At 57.0% G+C, this 16,627-nt stretch carries 6 protein-coding genes; 3 read left to right on the forward strand and 3 right to left on the reverse strand.

Features of this window, described 5'->3' with window-relative positions:
• Positions 1-69 precede the first annotated feature (69 nt).
• Positions 70-1,008 (reverse strand): iron-sulfur-binding ferredoxin reductase, encoded by a 939-nt coding sequence (locus tag KBY08_RS05645; RefSeq protein ID WP_024659507.1) that lies wholly within the window; start codon positions 1,006-1,008, stop codon positions 70-72.
• A gap of 179 nt (positions 1,009-1,187) precedes the next feature.
• Between KBY08_RS05645 and KBY08_RS05650 the strand changes: the two genes are divergently transcribed.
• A complete protein-coding gene (locus KBY08_RS05650; RefSeq protein ID WP_003406346.1) occupies positions 1,188-2,711 on the forward strand; it encodes a fumarate hydratase in 1,524 nt (507 codons plus the stop codon).
• Between the two features lie 52 nt (positions 2,712-2,763).
• Here KBY08_RS05650 and KBY08_RS05655 read toward each other — a convergent pair whose 3' ends face one another.
• Together KBY08_RS05655 and KBY08_RS05660 are read right to left on the reverse strand one after the other, a co-directional pair.
• Positions 2,764-5,586 carry an RHS repeat-associated core domain-containing protein gene (locus tag KBY08_RS05655; RefSeq protein ID WP_060406355.1) on the reverse strand — a complete coding sequence of 941 codons (2,823 nt, stop codon included), beginning with the start codon at positions 5,584-5,586 and terminating at the stop codon, positions 2,764-2,766.
• 118 nt (positions 5,587-5,704) lie between these two features.
• Positions 5,705-8,521, reverse strand: a complete 2,817-nt coding sequence (locus KBY08_RS05660; protein WP_060406354.1) for an RHS repeat-associated core domain-containing protein — start codon at positions 8,519-8,521, stop codon at positions 5,705-5,707.
• 237 nt (positions 8,522-8,758) lie between these two features.
• Between KBY08_RS05660 and KBY08_RS05665 the strand changes: the two genes are divergently transcribed.
• Positions 8,759-11,725 carry a Tc toxin subunit A gene (locus tag KBY08_RS05665; RefSeq protein WP_225651088.1) on the forward strand — a complete coding sequence of 989 codons (2,967 nt, stop codon included), beginning with the start codon at positions 8,759-8,761 and terminating at the stop codon, positions 11,723-11,725.
• A 41-nt stretch (positions 11,726-11,766) separates the two neighbouring features.
• Positions 11,767-16,620 carry a neuraminidase-like domain-containing protein gene (locus KBY08_RS05670; RefSeq protein WP_111522089.1) on the forward strand — a complete coding sequence of 1,618 codons (4,854 nt, stop codon included), beginning with the start codon at positions 11,767-11,769 and terminating at the stop codon, positions 16,618-16,620.
• The last annotated feature ends 7 nt before the right edge of the window (positions 16,621-16,627 follow it).

The following is a 16,627-nucleotide window of genomic DNA, read 5'->3' on the forward strand; positions in this document are numbered from 1 at the left end:
GCCTTTTGCGTTGGGTCAGCCTTTTGTGATTATCGTGTCGAAGAACGAGAACTGTAACTGGCGTGCCTCTTATTCCCGCGCCACAAACACATCAGCCAGCAATTGATTACGCGGCAGCCCCGCCAGATACAGCCGCTTGGCGAACATCTCCACGCTGTCGGCACTGCCACACACCAGCGCCATCGCGTGCCGCGACAACAGGCGCAGTTCAGCCAGGGTTGCCTGTAGCGTCTGCGGGGTAACCAGCTGAACATGCACTTGGGGATAACGTTCAGCCAGGGCGTGCAGTTCATCGGCCAGATAGTGCTCCTGGCTGTCGCGGGCCAGATGAATCACGCGTATCGCGCCTTGATGGTCCTGACGCAGAGCCTCGCGCAGCACGCCCCACAAGGGCCCGAGCCCGGTGCCGGCGGCCAGCAGCAACAAGGGCTTCTCCTGCCAGTCCGGGTCGTAACGCAGCGCACCGCCACGCAGCTCGCCAAGCCTCAGGGCATCACCGACCTGCAACTGGCGGGCAACGTCACGGAAGGCCCCGGGCTGCAGGCAGTCGATGTGAAACTCCAGAAACGCATCCTCACCGGGAAGGCTCGCCAGCGAGTAAGGCCGCGCAACACCGCTGTCAGTCCACAACACCTGGTGCTGCCCGGCGCTGTAGCGCAGCGGTCGCGCTGGCTCCAGACGCAAACGCAGCACCGATGCAGAGAGCCAGTCGCAGCCTGCCACTGTGGCAGGCAGGCCATCACGCTGGGGGTCAAACACCTCGACAGCCAGATCCCCCGTCACTCGGCACTGACAGGCAAGCCGCCAACCCTGCTGGCGCTTTTCGGCAGGCAGCGCGTCGGGCAACGCGTCTTCAGGCTCGCCCTTTACGACGCGCACCAGGCACGCATGGCAACTGCCGGCACGACAGCTATAAGGGACCGGAATACCGGCATGGTTCAGGGCGTCGAGCAGATTGCTGGCCGATGTCACCGACCAGCTAAGCTCACCCACATGCAATTGAGGCATCAAAACGGCCTGTGCAGAAAATAACGGCGATTGTACAGACTGGCCTGTCGGGCGGGTTATACTGCCGCGCCTTTTTGCGCCCGCTATCGCCAACCTGACAGCTCTGGTTCAAGCCGCAGTTCCAGACTGCCGCCGATAGCGTAATTGAATGTTCCCGTCCTTACAGAGGAGCGCGCCGCATGACCGTGATCAAGCAAGACGACCTGATTCAGAGCGTTGCAGACGCACTGCAGTTCATTTCCTATTACCACCCCGTGGACTTCATCCAGGCCATGCACGAGGCGTATCTGCGTGAAGAGTCGCCTGCCGCTCGTGACTCCATCGCCCAGATCCTGATCAACTCGCGCATGTGCGCGACCGGTCATCGCCCGATCTGCCAGGACACCGGCATCGTCACGGTTTTCGTGCGCGTGGGGATGGATGTTCGCTGGGACGGCGCCACCATGGGCCTGGACGACATGATCAACGAAGGCGTGCGTCGCGCGTACAACCTGCCTGAAAACGTACTGCGCGCCTCGATCCTTGCCGATCCGGCAGGCGCTCGCAAAAACACCAAGGACAACACCCCGGCCGTCATTCACTACTCCATCGTCCCGGGTAACACCGTGGAAGTGGACGTCGCGGCGAAAGGCGGCGGTTCGGAAAACAAATCGAAGATGGCGATGCTCAACCCTTCCGACTCGATCGTCGACTGGGTTCTGAAAACCGTACCGACCATGGGCGCAGGCTGGTGCCCACCGGGCATGCTCGGCATCGGCATCGGCGGCACCGCAGAAAAAGCCGCGGTCATGGCCAAGGAAGTGTTGATGGAGTCCATCGACATTCATGAACTTAAAGCCCGCGGCCCGCAGAATCGTATCGAAGAGATGCGTCTGGAGCTGTTCGAGAAGGTCAACCAGCTGGGCATTGGCGCTCAGGGCCTGGGCGGTCTGACCACCGTGCTCGACGTCAAGATCATGGATTACCCGACCCACGCCGCGTCGCTGCCGGTGTGCATGATCCCCAACTGCGCCGCCACCCGCCACGCGCACTTCGTGCTCGACGGCAGCGGCCCTGCTTCGCTGGAGGCGCCATCGCTGGACGCCTACCCGGAAATCGTCTGGGAAGCCGGCCCATCGGCCCGCCGCGTCAACCTCGATACGCTGACCCCGGAAGAAGTACAAAGCTGGAAACCGGGCGAAACCGTTTTGCTCAATGGCAAGATGCTCACCGGCCGCGACGCGGCGCACAAGCGCATGGTCGAAATGCTCAACCGGGGTGAAACCCTGCCGGTAGACCTCAAGGGTCGCTTCATCTACTACGTCGGCCCGGTTGATCCGGTGCGCGAAGAAGTCGTCGGCCCGGCCGGCCCGACCACGGCCACCCGGATGGACAAGTTCACCCGGCAGATCCTCGACCAGACCGGCCTGCTGGGCATGATCGGCAAATCCGAACGCGGCCCGACCGCCATCGAAGCGATCCGTGACCACAAGGCCGTGTACCTGATGGCCGTTGGTGGTGCTGCCTATCTGGTGGCTCAGGCGATCAAGAAATCCCGCGTCGTGGCCTTCGCCGAGCTGGGCATGGAAGCGATCTACGAGTTCGAGGTCCAGGACATGCCGGTGACCGTGGCCGTAGACAGCAACGGTGAGTCCGTACACATCACCGGCCCGCAGATCTGGCAGAAGAAGATCAGCGACAGCCTGGCGGTGGAAGTGCAGTAACGCTCGGCAGGAACATAAAAACCCGTCTCATGGAGGCGGGTTTTCGTTATGTTCAACGCCAGCTCTGCGCCGCGCCGCTTTTTATATGCCGATGCAGCGGCATCTTCCTGGCCATTTGGTCGGCAAACGTGAACGGCTGTCCTTGAAAGACGAAGCCTTTCAGATTAGTAAAAAGCTCACCGTACGCTGTGTCCGAAGCGCGCAGTGTGTCCGTAAACAAGCCAGGACCTACCATCTTCGATAACGTTTGGACTCTCACTGCCGGGTTAGGATCCCGGATCAAATTGAGACCTATACCGCTCATGCGCATCGGATCCGGATAATGGCCGCCCTCAACGGCTTCATCATATCGTTTCGCGCCCTCACTCATCATATCAAGTAAGACGCCTGCACCTGAATGAGCGGCAAATGAGCTGTTATTGACCATAAAACCTTCAACAGAATTCTGCGGCTCCCAAGGGACATGAACAGGGTCCAGCGTCAGAACTTCATCAGGTTCTGCAACAAGCGGATGATCACCCAGCGGCGTCATTCCGCCAGTCTCCGCACCTGCATAAACGTCATCGACGTCTGAATAAATTCCGCCCAACTCATGAACGGTATGCATACGTAAAACGTCTACCGCGAATGCGTAATTCTGCTTGTTTCTTCGGAAATCTTCATAGGCTGCATAAAGCGGCTTCTCCTTGAAGTTCTGGAAAACCTGGGAATCAGGAAGCAGAACCACTTCGGATCTCAGATCCTTTTCGATTTCCGAATAAGCATCCGGCGTCCTCGTTTCCAGATGCAACGTCACTTTATACCCCCACGCCATTTCAACGGTTCTGTTGATAGTGCTGACCTGAGCTCTCAAGGCATCCCGGTTTTCACCTATCCAGATCTGGTGAATAGTTTTTGGAACAGGTTCAGGTTGCTGGCCCTTCGCATCAACGTAAACAAGCGGATTATTTCTGACCATCCTGTACAGATTCAACCCATCCACATCCCCCGCCGGGTCCGGATTGATCCACCTTTGCAACCACGGCGCGTAATACCTGAACCCGTAATAATAAAGCCCGCTGGCATCGCGTTCTTTACCCGAGTAACGAACTGTTTTGTACTTGGCTTCTACTGAACTGCGCGCCGCCCACCAGGCCGTGCCGCCAAACGGATAATAACTTTCCTGGCTGATCAGGCCGCCTTGCTGATCAAGCTCCAGCGTGCTCGAGCCCAGATGATCACCCAGGCTGTAACGCACCTGATCGTTCGCAACAGCATCTGGTTTTCCCGCTTCCCAGTGCAACACCCGCACGCTGTTGCGACCCGCCTGAGTATTAATAACGTGAAGGGTTTCGCCATCGGCTGTGGTGCGGATTTCCAGCCCCGGCAGGTAGCGCACTTCGTTGGTCAGTGTGCGACCTAATGCCTGTGCGGTGCTGATCTTGCGACAACGCTGACCCTGCCCATCGTAGATATAACGCTCTTCATCGTTCGGCTGGTCTTCACGTTGCACGGTGGTGATGTGCTGCAACTGATTACGCGCATCCCAGCTCATGGTCTGCCCACGCACGAGTTGCAACAGGTTGCCGTTGGCGTCGAAACTTGTGGCGAAATCCACTTCTCCTTCATCGTCGGGCAGGCTGCGATTGCTGTCGGGATCAACGTGCATGTTGCGGGTGAAGTTGTGCGCGCCCTCGTGGCGCATTTGCAGCAGATTACCCGCAGCGTCGTAGCGGTAACGCTGTGTGTAGTTGCTGACCTGACAAGGATCATCCGTCGGCAGAGATTGCAGGCCCGGCAACGCCGGGCCATGGCTGGCACCGTTTCTGACTTCACGGCCGCTGGCTTCGATCAGCTGATACAGCGTGTCGTACTCGAAGCAACTGATCGGCTCGACGAGCTGGTTGTTGCAATAACGGTCTGGCTGGGACGCATCGTTGACCACCAGAACATTACCGACCGGGTCATAGCTGTAAATCAGCTTTTGCAATAGCGCGCCATCCGCCGCCATCGCGCTGAGCGCAGCGAGCCGGCTATCCTGCGGATCATATTGGAAGTGACTGACAACACCATTGCCGGCCGTTTCCTGCTCGACCTGGTCAAGCGCGTTGTAATGAATTTCACTGACCAGCATCTGCGACAGTGAGGCACCGGCCAATGTCAGTTCAGCCGCTTTCAACTGCCCAGCGACGGTCATGCCAAAGGCCTGTGTATTGCCCATGGCATCGGTCTGCCAGATCGCTTCGCCCAGCGCATTGACCCCACAGCGGGTTTGCAGCCCGACAGGCTCAAGCAATGCATCGCGCTCTGCTTCGCCCAGCGGCCAGTCCGGACTTTCAGGCGCTTGCAAAAAATGCCGTTCCTCACCCAGCGCAGCGCCAGGCAGGCCGTAATCATGCAGCAAACGCGAGCCTGCCGTATCGTCATGGCGAATCAGTTGATTGCATTGGTTATGCTCAGCGGCGTCGGCGCCACCGTAGGCCAGACGTTCCAAGACAAGCCCCTGCTCTGTCACAGAGACCGGGCGCAGCGAACTGTCGTATTCCATCAAGCGCTGCGTGCCTCGCCCGTCCCGGCTTTCAAGCAACTGCCCGGCCTCGCCCATCAGGTTCAGTCGCCAACCCGAGTCGACGCTTTCACTCAGCAAAGCTGCTCCGGACAGACTGAACCTGACCACCCGGTTTGCCGGGGTCTGCGTTTCGGTTTCCGAGCGACTGAACAGACGCGGATCACGACCGACAACCGGACGCCCTGCCCGGTCATAGCGCTGATGGGTCACCCGCGCGGCAAGAGGCTGCCCGGCCACAGTTCGACAGAACTGCACGCTACGCACAACCAGCGCACGCGGATCAATGACCACCAGTAGCGGCGTATTGCTGTGCACAATCGAGCTCATTACCTTCATCCATGAAAGTTTGATATGACCTTATTCCCGGCGATGGGAGTGCCGCAATAAAACTGTCAGCCTTGCCCATGCCGGATGTGCAGTTGGCATGGAAAGCCCACTGCCAGCATTATATCAATGCACCCCAGCTTCTCAGACGGCCTTTCACAGCCGACTCCGCAAGCATGAAACTTAACATTGCCAAGCTGTCTGCATTGTTCATCAATAGATTGGTGCGTACTTCAGGATCGCTCAAACGCTCGACTTTCAGGTCCTGCATGCTCTTGACCTTGAAAAGTCCCATGGCTCTCTCGGCACCTAGCACATTCTTTTGCATCATGCGCTCGACGCTTTGAAACATGTGCGGATTTTTGTAACCATAAGAATATTCTATCGCCGACTGAAGCCCGCCCTCAAGGTGCGTCAGGTAGCGCTCCTCACTTATAGCGGCTGCGTTTTCATCCCGTAAGCCGGGAGCCAGGTACCCGAAATCAAGAATTTCGTTGTTGCGGACGATGTGGGACACTTCATGCCCCAGTGTGATTGATGTACCCGCCACATGACGCGTTAAAAAGTCTTCTACTATAAATATGCGTTTATGCTGATCTTCGAGGTCAATAAATGCATCCGTCCCTGGATAGTTTTTCATCACAGCAATCTGATTGTACTGCTCCCCTCCTTCATCATATTCTTTCAGCATGGCCGCCGTTGCAGTGTATGTTTCAACCACCTCGCCAAGCCTCTCCTTGGCGCTGTCCCCCAACACATAACTCACCAGCATTTCAGGCATGCCCGCCAACGCCGGAGCGGCGAGAATTGTCGAGCTTTCATCCCAGGCAAGGTGACCGAGCTCGAAAGCCTTGTCCAGATAATTACTTTCAGTGTCTGGAAGCCTTGATATTTCGCTTCTACCACGTGCAAGGATGCTGGTATCAAGCAATACGTCACGCTCGACACTGTCTCGCCGTCCACGATAGTCGCCGGCGAGCCCAGAGGGGTCCACGCAAGCTGCCGGATTATTCCGAACCATTGCATAAAGATTCAACCCATCCACAGCCCCCGCCGGGTCCGGATTGATCCACCGCTGCAACCACGGCGCGTAATACCTGAAACCGTAGTAATAAAGCCCACTGGCATCGCGCTCTTTACCCGAGTACCGAACTGTTTTGTACTTGGCGTCCACTGCACTGCGCGCCGCCCACCAGGCCGTACCGCCGAACGGATAATAACTTTCCTGGCTGATCAGGCCGCCTTGCTGATCAAGCTCCAGCGTGCTTGAGCCCAGATGATCACCCAGGCTGTAGCGCACCTGGTCGTTCGCAATGGCATCTGGTTTTCCCGCTTCCCAGTGCAGCACCCGCACGTTGTTGCGATCCGCCTGAGCGATAACGACGTGGAGAATTTCTCCACTCGCCGTGGTCCGGATTTCCAGCCCCGGCAGGTAGCGCACTTCGTTGCTCAGCGTGCGACCTGATGCCTGCGCGGTGCTGATCTTGCGGCAACGCTGACCCTGGCCGTCATAGACATAGCGTTCGTCATCGTTCGCCCCGTCTTCACGTTGCACAGTGGTGATGTGCTGCAACTGGTTACGCACATCCCAACCCATAACCTGACCACGCACCAGTTGCAGCAGGTTGCCGTTGGCATCAAAACTCGTGGCGAAATCCACATCCTCGTCATCGTCGGGCAGGCTGCGATTGCTGTCCGGTGCAACGTGCATGTTGCGGGTGAAGTTGTGTGCGCCTTCGTGGCGCATTTGCAGCAGGTTACCCGCAGGGTCGTAGCTGTAATGCTGTCTGTAGTTGCTGACCTGGCAAGGATCGAGCGTCGGGACAGGTTGCAGACCGGGCAGCGCCGGACCATGACTGGCACCGTTTCTGACCTCACGACCCGTGGCTTCGATCAACTGATACAACGTGTCGTAACAGTAGCGGTTTATCGGCTCGATACGCTGATTGCCGCAATACCGGTCTGGTTGCGAGGCATCGTTGATGAGTAGAACGTTACCTGCCGGGTCATAGCTGTAATTCAGTTTTTGCAGCACTGAGCCGTCAGCAGATAGCGCACTGAGTTCAATCAGCCGACCGTCTTGTCGATCATACACATAGCGGCTGACCACGCCATTTCCTGCCGTCTCCTGCTCGACCTGGTTGAATGCGTCATAGTCAATTGCACTGACCAGCGTTTGCGGCTGTTCCGTATTGGTCAGGGTCAGTTCAACAGCGTGCAGTTGCCCCGCCGCACCGTAACTGAAACGCTGGACGTTACCGTTGGCGTCAGTCTGCGCCAGCGCTTCGCCCTGCGCGTTGAAAGCCCGGCGTGTCTGCAGGCCGACGGGCTCCAGCAGTGCATCACGATCAGGTTCGGCAAGTGGCCAGTCCGGGCGGTCAGGCGACTGCAGGAAATACCGTTCCTCACTCAGAACCCCACCCGACAGTCCATAGTCCGGCAGCAAGCGCGAGCCTGCCGTATCGTCATGGCGAATCAGTTGATTGCACTGGTTACGCTCAGCAGTGGCGGGCCCGCCATAAGTGAAGCGCTCGGTCATTCGGCCTGATTCGTTGATCGCCAAAGGGCGCAATTGCGCGTCGTATTCGATCTGGCGCGGGTTGTCACGTCCGTCCCAGCTGTCGACTAACTGCCCCGCTTCGCCATTGAGGCTCACCCGCCAACCTGAGTCGACACTTTTCGATAGCAGCAAAGCCCCGGACAAACTGACGATTTGCATCAGGTTCACAGGCGCACAGACACCGTATTTCAAACGACTGGCAAAACGTGGATCGCGACTGGCGATCAGTCGCCCGGCCTTGTCGAAATATTGCTGCGTCACCCTGGCTTCAACAGGCTGATCATCAGCGCCACGATAGAACTGCACACTGCGTACCGGCAGGGCCCGTGAATCGCTGACCGCCAATTGCGGCGTATTGGTGTGCATGATCGAGTTCATCCTTGAAACCTCTATCCGCCGTTAGTGACGCCCTTCAACCATAACAGCAGACAAACGGAAGCACGCGGCTTGGTCAAGAACCAATAGGCATAAACTTTGGGTGGTCAATCGCCAATGAATATACCTTCAGCGGCGGGCGCTAATGCTTTGTTTTTATAGGAAATGCTTGGTGTTGCTGATGGTTGACTGACACTTTTGTCAGCTAGACGCGAGCGCCATGGTAAACAAGGCTGTGTCATGACCACTGGAGCGCCGGACATGACCGAGCAACCCTTCTCCCTTCTACGCAACCTGGCCCGAACCGGGAACGACACGCACGAACATGGCGATGACACGTTACCGTTCATCAACGCGATGGAAAAACTGAACATCCATTCAGTGTTCGATATCGTACGGCGCTCCAAAAGCGCTTTTGTTCACGAACTCTCACGTATCAGTGATGCTGATGCAGCGCTCGCCTATGAAAACGCTCGCTGTTACGCCACCCAGATCGTGCGCCTGTATCGCAATCAACTGCTGTCTTCAGGCCGGCCCCAGCCAGTGACACGGCGCACCGGCGTGCGTTCACTGGTAGACATCGGGCCCAGCTTCCCCAATCTTTTCAAGGAAAACTGGGATCTGTTTTGCAAGGTGGGTGCGATAGAAGCCAAGGATTCGCCCGTGGCGTACCTGACGTCCTTGTACCGGTTTGCTCTGGAACAGCTGGAAGGCAGCGTCGCGGAGGACAGCCGAATCAAACTCCATGACCGACGGCCTGATCTCAAAGGTCTGTTGATCGACCAACAAAGCACCTTCACGCCAGTGCCTACGCTGCACATCGTCAATCAGGTGTTAAGTAAAGCCATCAATGCCTACGTGGACACAGTGCCTGAGGACAAGGGCAAGTCTATTTACCAATTGGTGGCCGAGAAACAACACCCGTTTCAGTTTCCTTACAACTTCCACTTTCAACAGATCAGCCTCGGGCTTGCCGGGAAGAAGCCAATGTTAGGCGAGCTGAATTACTGCGTCAGCCTTGAACTTCCAACCACTTCCAGGTACGGCAGTGACTATGGAAAAGTGCAGCACTCCAGTGCCATCGCACAGGTGCTGATGAGCGGAGCAGGCCCAGAGCAACAGGCAATCGTGATTGAACCTGCCTTATCCAGTCTGGCAAACGCAGACACGTCAGCAGACCTGACCCGTCAGTTCTTCAAAACGAAATACAACGTCGATTACGTCGACGACGCCAGCAATCCTTTGAATAATCTGAACGTCTTCCTGGAGAAGACGGGTCTGGACAGTGACGGAGTCGAAGCCCTGCTTGCCATAGGCAGCCACACGGCCTATGCCTCTCCCAACATCCGTGCAGCGGGAAACACCGCAGATGAAGACTCCCCACTCGATGCGAGCCTGACAGCAATCAAGGCCCGATTCGGAGCTGGCTACGTCAATGGCCCGACCACTCAGCCGGCAATGGCTCTGAACAAGGATGCGTACGGCACTGAGCGGCTGGTAAACACCAGCGTGGACCGCTTCGACCGTCTGCAACGCATGATCCGTCTGCAGCGCTGGACGGGCATTCCGTTTACAGCGCTGGACACGTTGGTCATGGCGGTCATTCGCTCCGAAGGCGCCGTGAACCTGCAGATGGTGCTGACGGTAAATACGCTACGCGCACTGGGAACCTATCGGTATCTGAACAAACGTTACGGCCTCGCGCCTGATGAGTTTGCAGCCTTTGTTCACCTGATGCCCGGCGAGGCAAACGACGGACGCTTGCCGATGTTCGACCGGGTATTCAACAACCCGGCATTGTTCGATACTCCGCTGGTGCTGGAGGGGTCGATTCTCGACCTCGATCAGGACAGTAGCCAGCACGTCAAGACTCGCGCTCAGTTGAGCCGAGCCCTGCAGTTATCCAGCACTCATGAAGGCTTGAGGCAGCTGGCCGTCGATGTTCGCGAACTGATTGGCAACGCGCCCACTGACTTCAGACTCAATTTGAGCATGATTTCTTCGCTGTACCGCCAAGCCCGCATTGCTTCGATGTTCGGTCTGACCGCAGCAGAATGCCGGGCATTGATCGACCTGCTGGGCACTCTGTCTTTTCGGAAAAAGGTGGTCTCAGGTCAACTCGACGACACCGAACCGGACGTGCTCGATATCCTGATGCAACTGGACTGGGCAGTCACGTGGCTCAAAGCGTCTGACCGAGACATCGCTGCACTGCGACGTCAGCTAGGCTGGGACATCACCGAAACAATAGTCACGCAGGAACTGACTGTTCAACTTGAGCAATTAACCAACGATGCGCGCCAGGCTGTATTGAAGAGAGACCAGCTGGCATCCCTTGACTTGCCAAGCAAGGATGACCAAAACAACACCATCAATTGGTGGACTATCCTCCATTACTACCTGATCGACGGATTAGGGCTGGTCACGACTCAGCCGCTGCACGAGGAACCCGCGGTCAGCATCCGCCGCACCCTGCATGAACGCTTGTCCTCCATAGCCATCGCGGAACCCCTTGCAAGCGAAGTCGAAGCCAGACTTGAAACGTTCGTATTGAACGGCTACCGGAATCAACATCGGCTGGTGGAAGGGCTGTTGCTGACCCTCACCGGTTTGCCGCCGGACCGTTGCGAGCCGGTGATACGCTGGGCAGGCAGCGATGCAGGCAAGTTTCTCGGTGCGTTACTTTGGCATGGTGGCGCCATTCAGACGCTCTCGACGCTGATTCGCTATTCAGAAGTCAGCCAGCAACTGGGGCTGAGCGCCCGGGCATTACGCACATTTTTAATCAGTCCACGCTGGCTGCATGCAGACTTTGGCTTCCTGCTTCCCCTTTCAATGAACAGTCTGTATTTGCTCGACCGTTACCGCAACTGGCGCGACAACTGCGGTTACCCGGAAGAAACGCTGCTCGATTATTTCAAGCAAGCCAATGACACGCATCGAGACAATACCCAATGTGCTGCGCGGCTGGCGTCACTGACAGGCTGGACGTCATCTGAAGTGCTGGCCGCAAACGCATTGCTGACCGGGTCAGATCGTATCGTTACCAGCATGCACGAGGTGGACTGGTTGAGCCGGATGCACAGCGCCAGTGATATGACCGGCCTTTCGGCAAGACAATTACTGTCGGCTACTGACCTGACAGCGACCAGCACTGCCTCGCACTGGAAGTCAGTAGGCGAAGCCGTGATAGCCGCCAACCGTTAAGTCGTGAGCATTAACCTGTTCAATGCCATGGAGGCCTGATCATGTCCGATACCCTTGAAAGCCGGCTCAACGAATCCTTTCGCGATGCGCTGGTGGCGTACTATCTGGGTGAGGTCGTACCCAACGACCCTATGCTGAAGCGCCTGGGCCTGGACCAGCGCTTGAAAACGGCCAATGACCTGTACGAGTTTTTTCTGCTCGACAATCAGGTCGGCAATGAAGTCCAGACCAGCTATGTCGCATCGGCAATGAGCAGCCTGCAACAGCTCATCAATGGCACGTTACTGGGCATGGAGCCCGGCTATGAAACACTGCTGCCGACCGAAGCGCGCTTTGTCGAGTGGCGTGAACGCAGCAGTCAATACCCGATCTGGGCGGCCAATATGCAATTGGCACTGTATCCGGAAATCTATATTTCTCCGGCATTGCGCTTGAAGAAGTCCGGCTACTTCACGCAACTGGAAAACGATATCAATCAGAACAGGATCAATGTCGACACGGCGCAGGAAGCGGTAAAAGCTTACCTGGCCAGTTTTGAAGAAGTCGCCAACCTGACCATCATCAATGGCTATATCGACAGTGATCGATTTGCGCAAGGCAAGTACTACTTTATCGGCACGTCGCGCGCCGAGAACATTTATTACTGGCGCACGGTGGACATGAATGAGCGTGCCTACCAGGAAGGCACTGAAGGGCCGAAGTTCGATAATCCGACACCCGGTGCCTGGTCCGACTGGAAGCGCGCCGAGATCGGCATCAATGCCAATACGCTGGAAAGAACCATTCGCCCGGCGTATTTCAACAATCGGTTGTTTGTGGCGTGGGTGGACCTGGTTCACGTGACAGAACAGGTAGCGGTCACGCTGCCCGAAGGTACAGTCAAGCCAGCTGCCGATGGCAGTATCCCCATCACCCCACCGGCTGACATCGCGCCCTTGACGGTGGTCACACCCAATGTGCGTCTGGTATTCAATATTTCCTATAAAAAATACGACGACTCCTGGAGTGCGCCACACATCTACATGGACGTGACAACACCCAATGTCGTCACCCGGGCAGGCAAGGCAGTCAACCTTGAAAACGACCTGAACAGTATTGCGATCTTCGATGTATCGGCCTCCCCGGAATCGCTGTTTATCGCGATGTATGCGGGTGAAACGCTGGCGCCTGGTGACACCGATGGCTCAACATCGACCTATGCTTTTCTGCACACGGCCTTTATCGACAAGAATTTCAACAAAACGCCAGCTTTTCCAGTTGCGAACTACGTAGACGCCGTTTCCGACAAGGCAGACCTGGGTCCGGAGCAGCCCCGCGTGCGCAAGACCTGTTGGGCATTTGCTTTAAAGAACAAGGGGAATTTTCAGTTTACGTGGAGCTTGTATATCAGGCTAAAACCATCCCTGACAACATCTCCAAACACTGGCGATACCTGGTGGGACTACCAAGACCATCAGGAAGCAATAGCCCAAATGACCGGTACCTATGCACCCCGCCTGGACCTTGAAAACGCCACAATAAAATTAAGCACTGCAATAACCAAGGACATCCTCATTAAGGGTACGACTAAAACCACACTCGTATTGACTGAGCCCGCCAGCCAGTGGACGTTTGAGTTCATAACGACACCCTACGATCTCGACCTCGACCAGAACAGCTTTATATTACAGAACGGATCAAACTTAAAAATCGAATCAACCGGAGGCTATTGGGGCGATCTGTCGCTGAACCTGTATAGCGCCGTAGACGCCCTTCCCTCAAGCACCGCGTTCCTTCGCAACCAACACAATAGTTATTACCGTATAGAACGATATACCACCGACTGGAATCTTGGAGGCGGCAAACTGAAGGTGGGCGCTGTCGAGCTAATGTCTTTGGCGGCAACCGACCCGGAGGTCATATCCTCGGCACTCATAGCACTTATACAAGGCGAAACTTCATATGATCTGTATCCCTCTGTACACGTAGGGCCTCACTACGCTGACACGCTTTCTTTCGCTCAATGGTTCAGTTACCCATTGGATATGAGCGTCCCCCACAACAACTCGCAAAAGCACCTGACCGCACGACCTCCGACCAGCAGTATTACGGCACCGAGCCGTTACGAAACAACCATTACCTTCGATAAATCCACGCTTCTGCCAAATCTTCCGCAAACCCGATTCATCAGCGGCTCGAAAAAGTTTTATATCACTCATGGCGTCGGCGTCAACTCGGTTAATCCCCCGGTCTGGATCGGTAACGCCCTCAAATCCACAGAAATAGAACTGGAGTGGGCAACCGCTGATGGGGGCGACCCTATCGCGCCCAAAATCAGCAAACGCATAAGCGCCATTCTGGGCATCGCCGAATACATCGATTTCTCCGCCTCCAGCATTCGGTTCAGCGACAACTCGACCACCGACACCCGCGACCCCATTCGCATGAACACGCTGTTCGCCCGCGAGCTGATCAACAAGGCCAACATTGCGCTCGAAGCCTTGTTGTCCTGGGACACCCAGCAGCTACAGGAACCGCCCATCGGTGATGACGCCATTGCTGACCTGATGGACTTCAAAGGCGCCAACGGCCTTTACTTCTGGGAGCTGTTTCTGCATCTGCCGTTCATGATCTCCCATCGCCTCAACCTGGAACAACGCTTCACCGATGCCGAACGCTGGCTCGGTTTCATCTTCGACCCGGGCCGTAAAAAAACCAGCGACGCACCGGCTTACTGGAACGTTCGACCTCTGGTTGAAGTACCTGATCCGGATTACTTTCTGCGCGCCCCGATCGACCCGGACGGCATCGCGGCAAGTGACCCGGTGCGCTATCAGAAAGCGGTGTATTTCCATTACATCAAGAACCTGATCGACCGGGGCGACATGGCCTATCGGCAACTGACGCCCGACAGTCTGGGCGAAGCCAAGCTCTGGTATGTGCGTATTCTCGATCTGCTCGGGCCGCGCCCGGATGTGAAACTGATCAGCCAATGGACGCCTGTGGCGTTGGGCGATCTGGCAACGTCCAGCAGTCCGGGGCTGCGGGCTTTCGAGCAGCAGCTTGTCGAGCAGGAGCAACAGGTACGTACCAGCGCCGCCGTCAACGACGGCAAAGCCACTGTCAGTTTCAGCCAACCGTCCCTGCGCCTGAGCACCTTCGGCAGCGACCCGACATTGAACGAGGAAGACAGCGATCACTTCATCCTCCCGATGAATTCGGAGCTGGTCAAATATTGGGACATGCTTGAGTCGCGCCTGTACAACCTGCGCCACAACATGACGCTGGACGGCAAGCCACTCTCCCTGCCGCTGTTCGCTGCACCGCTGGACCCAAGGGCACTGCTCGCGGCCTACGCCAATGGCGCGACCGATGGTGGTGCTGGCAGCCTGCTGGCTCAGGAAACACCGCACTATCGCTACCCGGTCATGTTTGCCAGGGCCAGCGCGGCGGTGGAAACCCTGATCCAGTTTGGCTTCACCCTGCTGTCGATCATCGAACGCAAGGAGCAAGGGCAGTTGATGGAGCTGCAACAGCAGCAGGTCTGGGAGTTCGCCCAGTACGCCATTGACCTGCAGCTCGAGGCGCAAAAAGTCGAAGTTCAGGCACGCAAGGCATTGGAGGCCAGCAAGGCCGTGATTGATGCCCGAGCCGGTTTTTACGGCCAACTGGCGGCTGAAAATGTCAGTGCAGTGGAAATCGCAGCGGGTGCCGCCAAACTTGTTTCACGGATTGCCGAAAGCGCGGCCAGTGCGGCCAGCATCGTGGCTTCAGCCATGAAAGTAGCCCCTAATCACGCCGGTATTCATGCCGGTGCAACCGGCGGTATGGCCGTTGGTGCCGCAGCCGGAGGTGCAGTAGGCGGCTTCAGGCTGGAAGGCGTACCGGAAATGGTTGCAACTGGCGCTCATGCGTTCGCCGCGCGATCTGCGGCCGTCGGCGATGCACTGGAGCTCACAGAAATGTACCGTCGCCGCCTGCAGGAATGGGAACACGCTCGCGATCAGGCCTTGCTTGAATCTGAACAGATCACCTTGCAACTGGCTGTCCACGACGCCCAGACCCGCGTTACCGCCTTGCAACTTCGTCAGGCTCAGGAAGCCAAAAAACAGGCCGAGACCGTCTACGCATTTCTCAACAAGCGCTTCACCAACAGCCAGCTCTATCAATGGCTCAATGGGCAGTTCTCGACCTTCTACTACCAGGCCTATGACGCAACATTCTCACTGTGCCTGGCGACGCAAGCCTGCTGGCAGTATGAAATTGCCGACTACTCGGCCTCCTTCATCCAGCCCGCTGCCTGGAAAGACGCGTGGCGCGGCCTGGCTGCTGGCGAGGCCCTGAAACTGAATTTGCTGCGCATGGATGCAGCCTACATGGCCCGCAACGAACGCAAAATGGAGATCGTCAAGACGGTTTCGGTGCGCCAGCTGCCAATAACCGAGGGAGATGCTGCCGGGATCAATCACGGCTGGGATGCAGTGGTCGAGCGCCTGGCGCAAGACGGGATTGCCGAGTTCGAAATCACCCGAGCCATGCTTGACGACGATTACCCGGGCCACTATCTGCGTCGTATCAGACGCATCAGTGTGTCGTTGCCCGTCACGGTCGGGCCGTATCAGGACATCCGCGCCACCCTGACCCAGTCGTACAGCGCGGTGCAGATGGACGCACAGCCTGACGCGCCGCTCAAGGAAAACATGCGCGCCAGCCAGCAGATCGCCTTGTCTACCGGCGTGGACGATGACGGCCTGTTCGTTTTCAACTTCGACGATGAGCGTTATCTGCCGTTTGAGGGCACCGGTGCGATCTCTCGCTGGACCCTGAGCTTTTCCAACCCGGCATCGCAGCGCGACATGATCGACTCGATCACCGACATCATCGTGCACATGCGCTACACGGCGAAAAGTCGTTAACCGACAG

Origin of the sequence: Pseudomonas sp. P135, assembly GCF_020312125.1 — a bacterium.
Lineage (GTDB): Bacteria > Pseudomonadota > Gammaproteobacteria > Pseudomonadales > Pseudomonadaceae > Aquipseudomonas > Aquipseudomonas fragariae.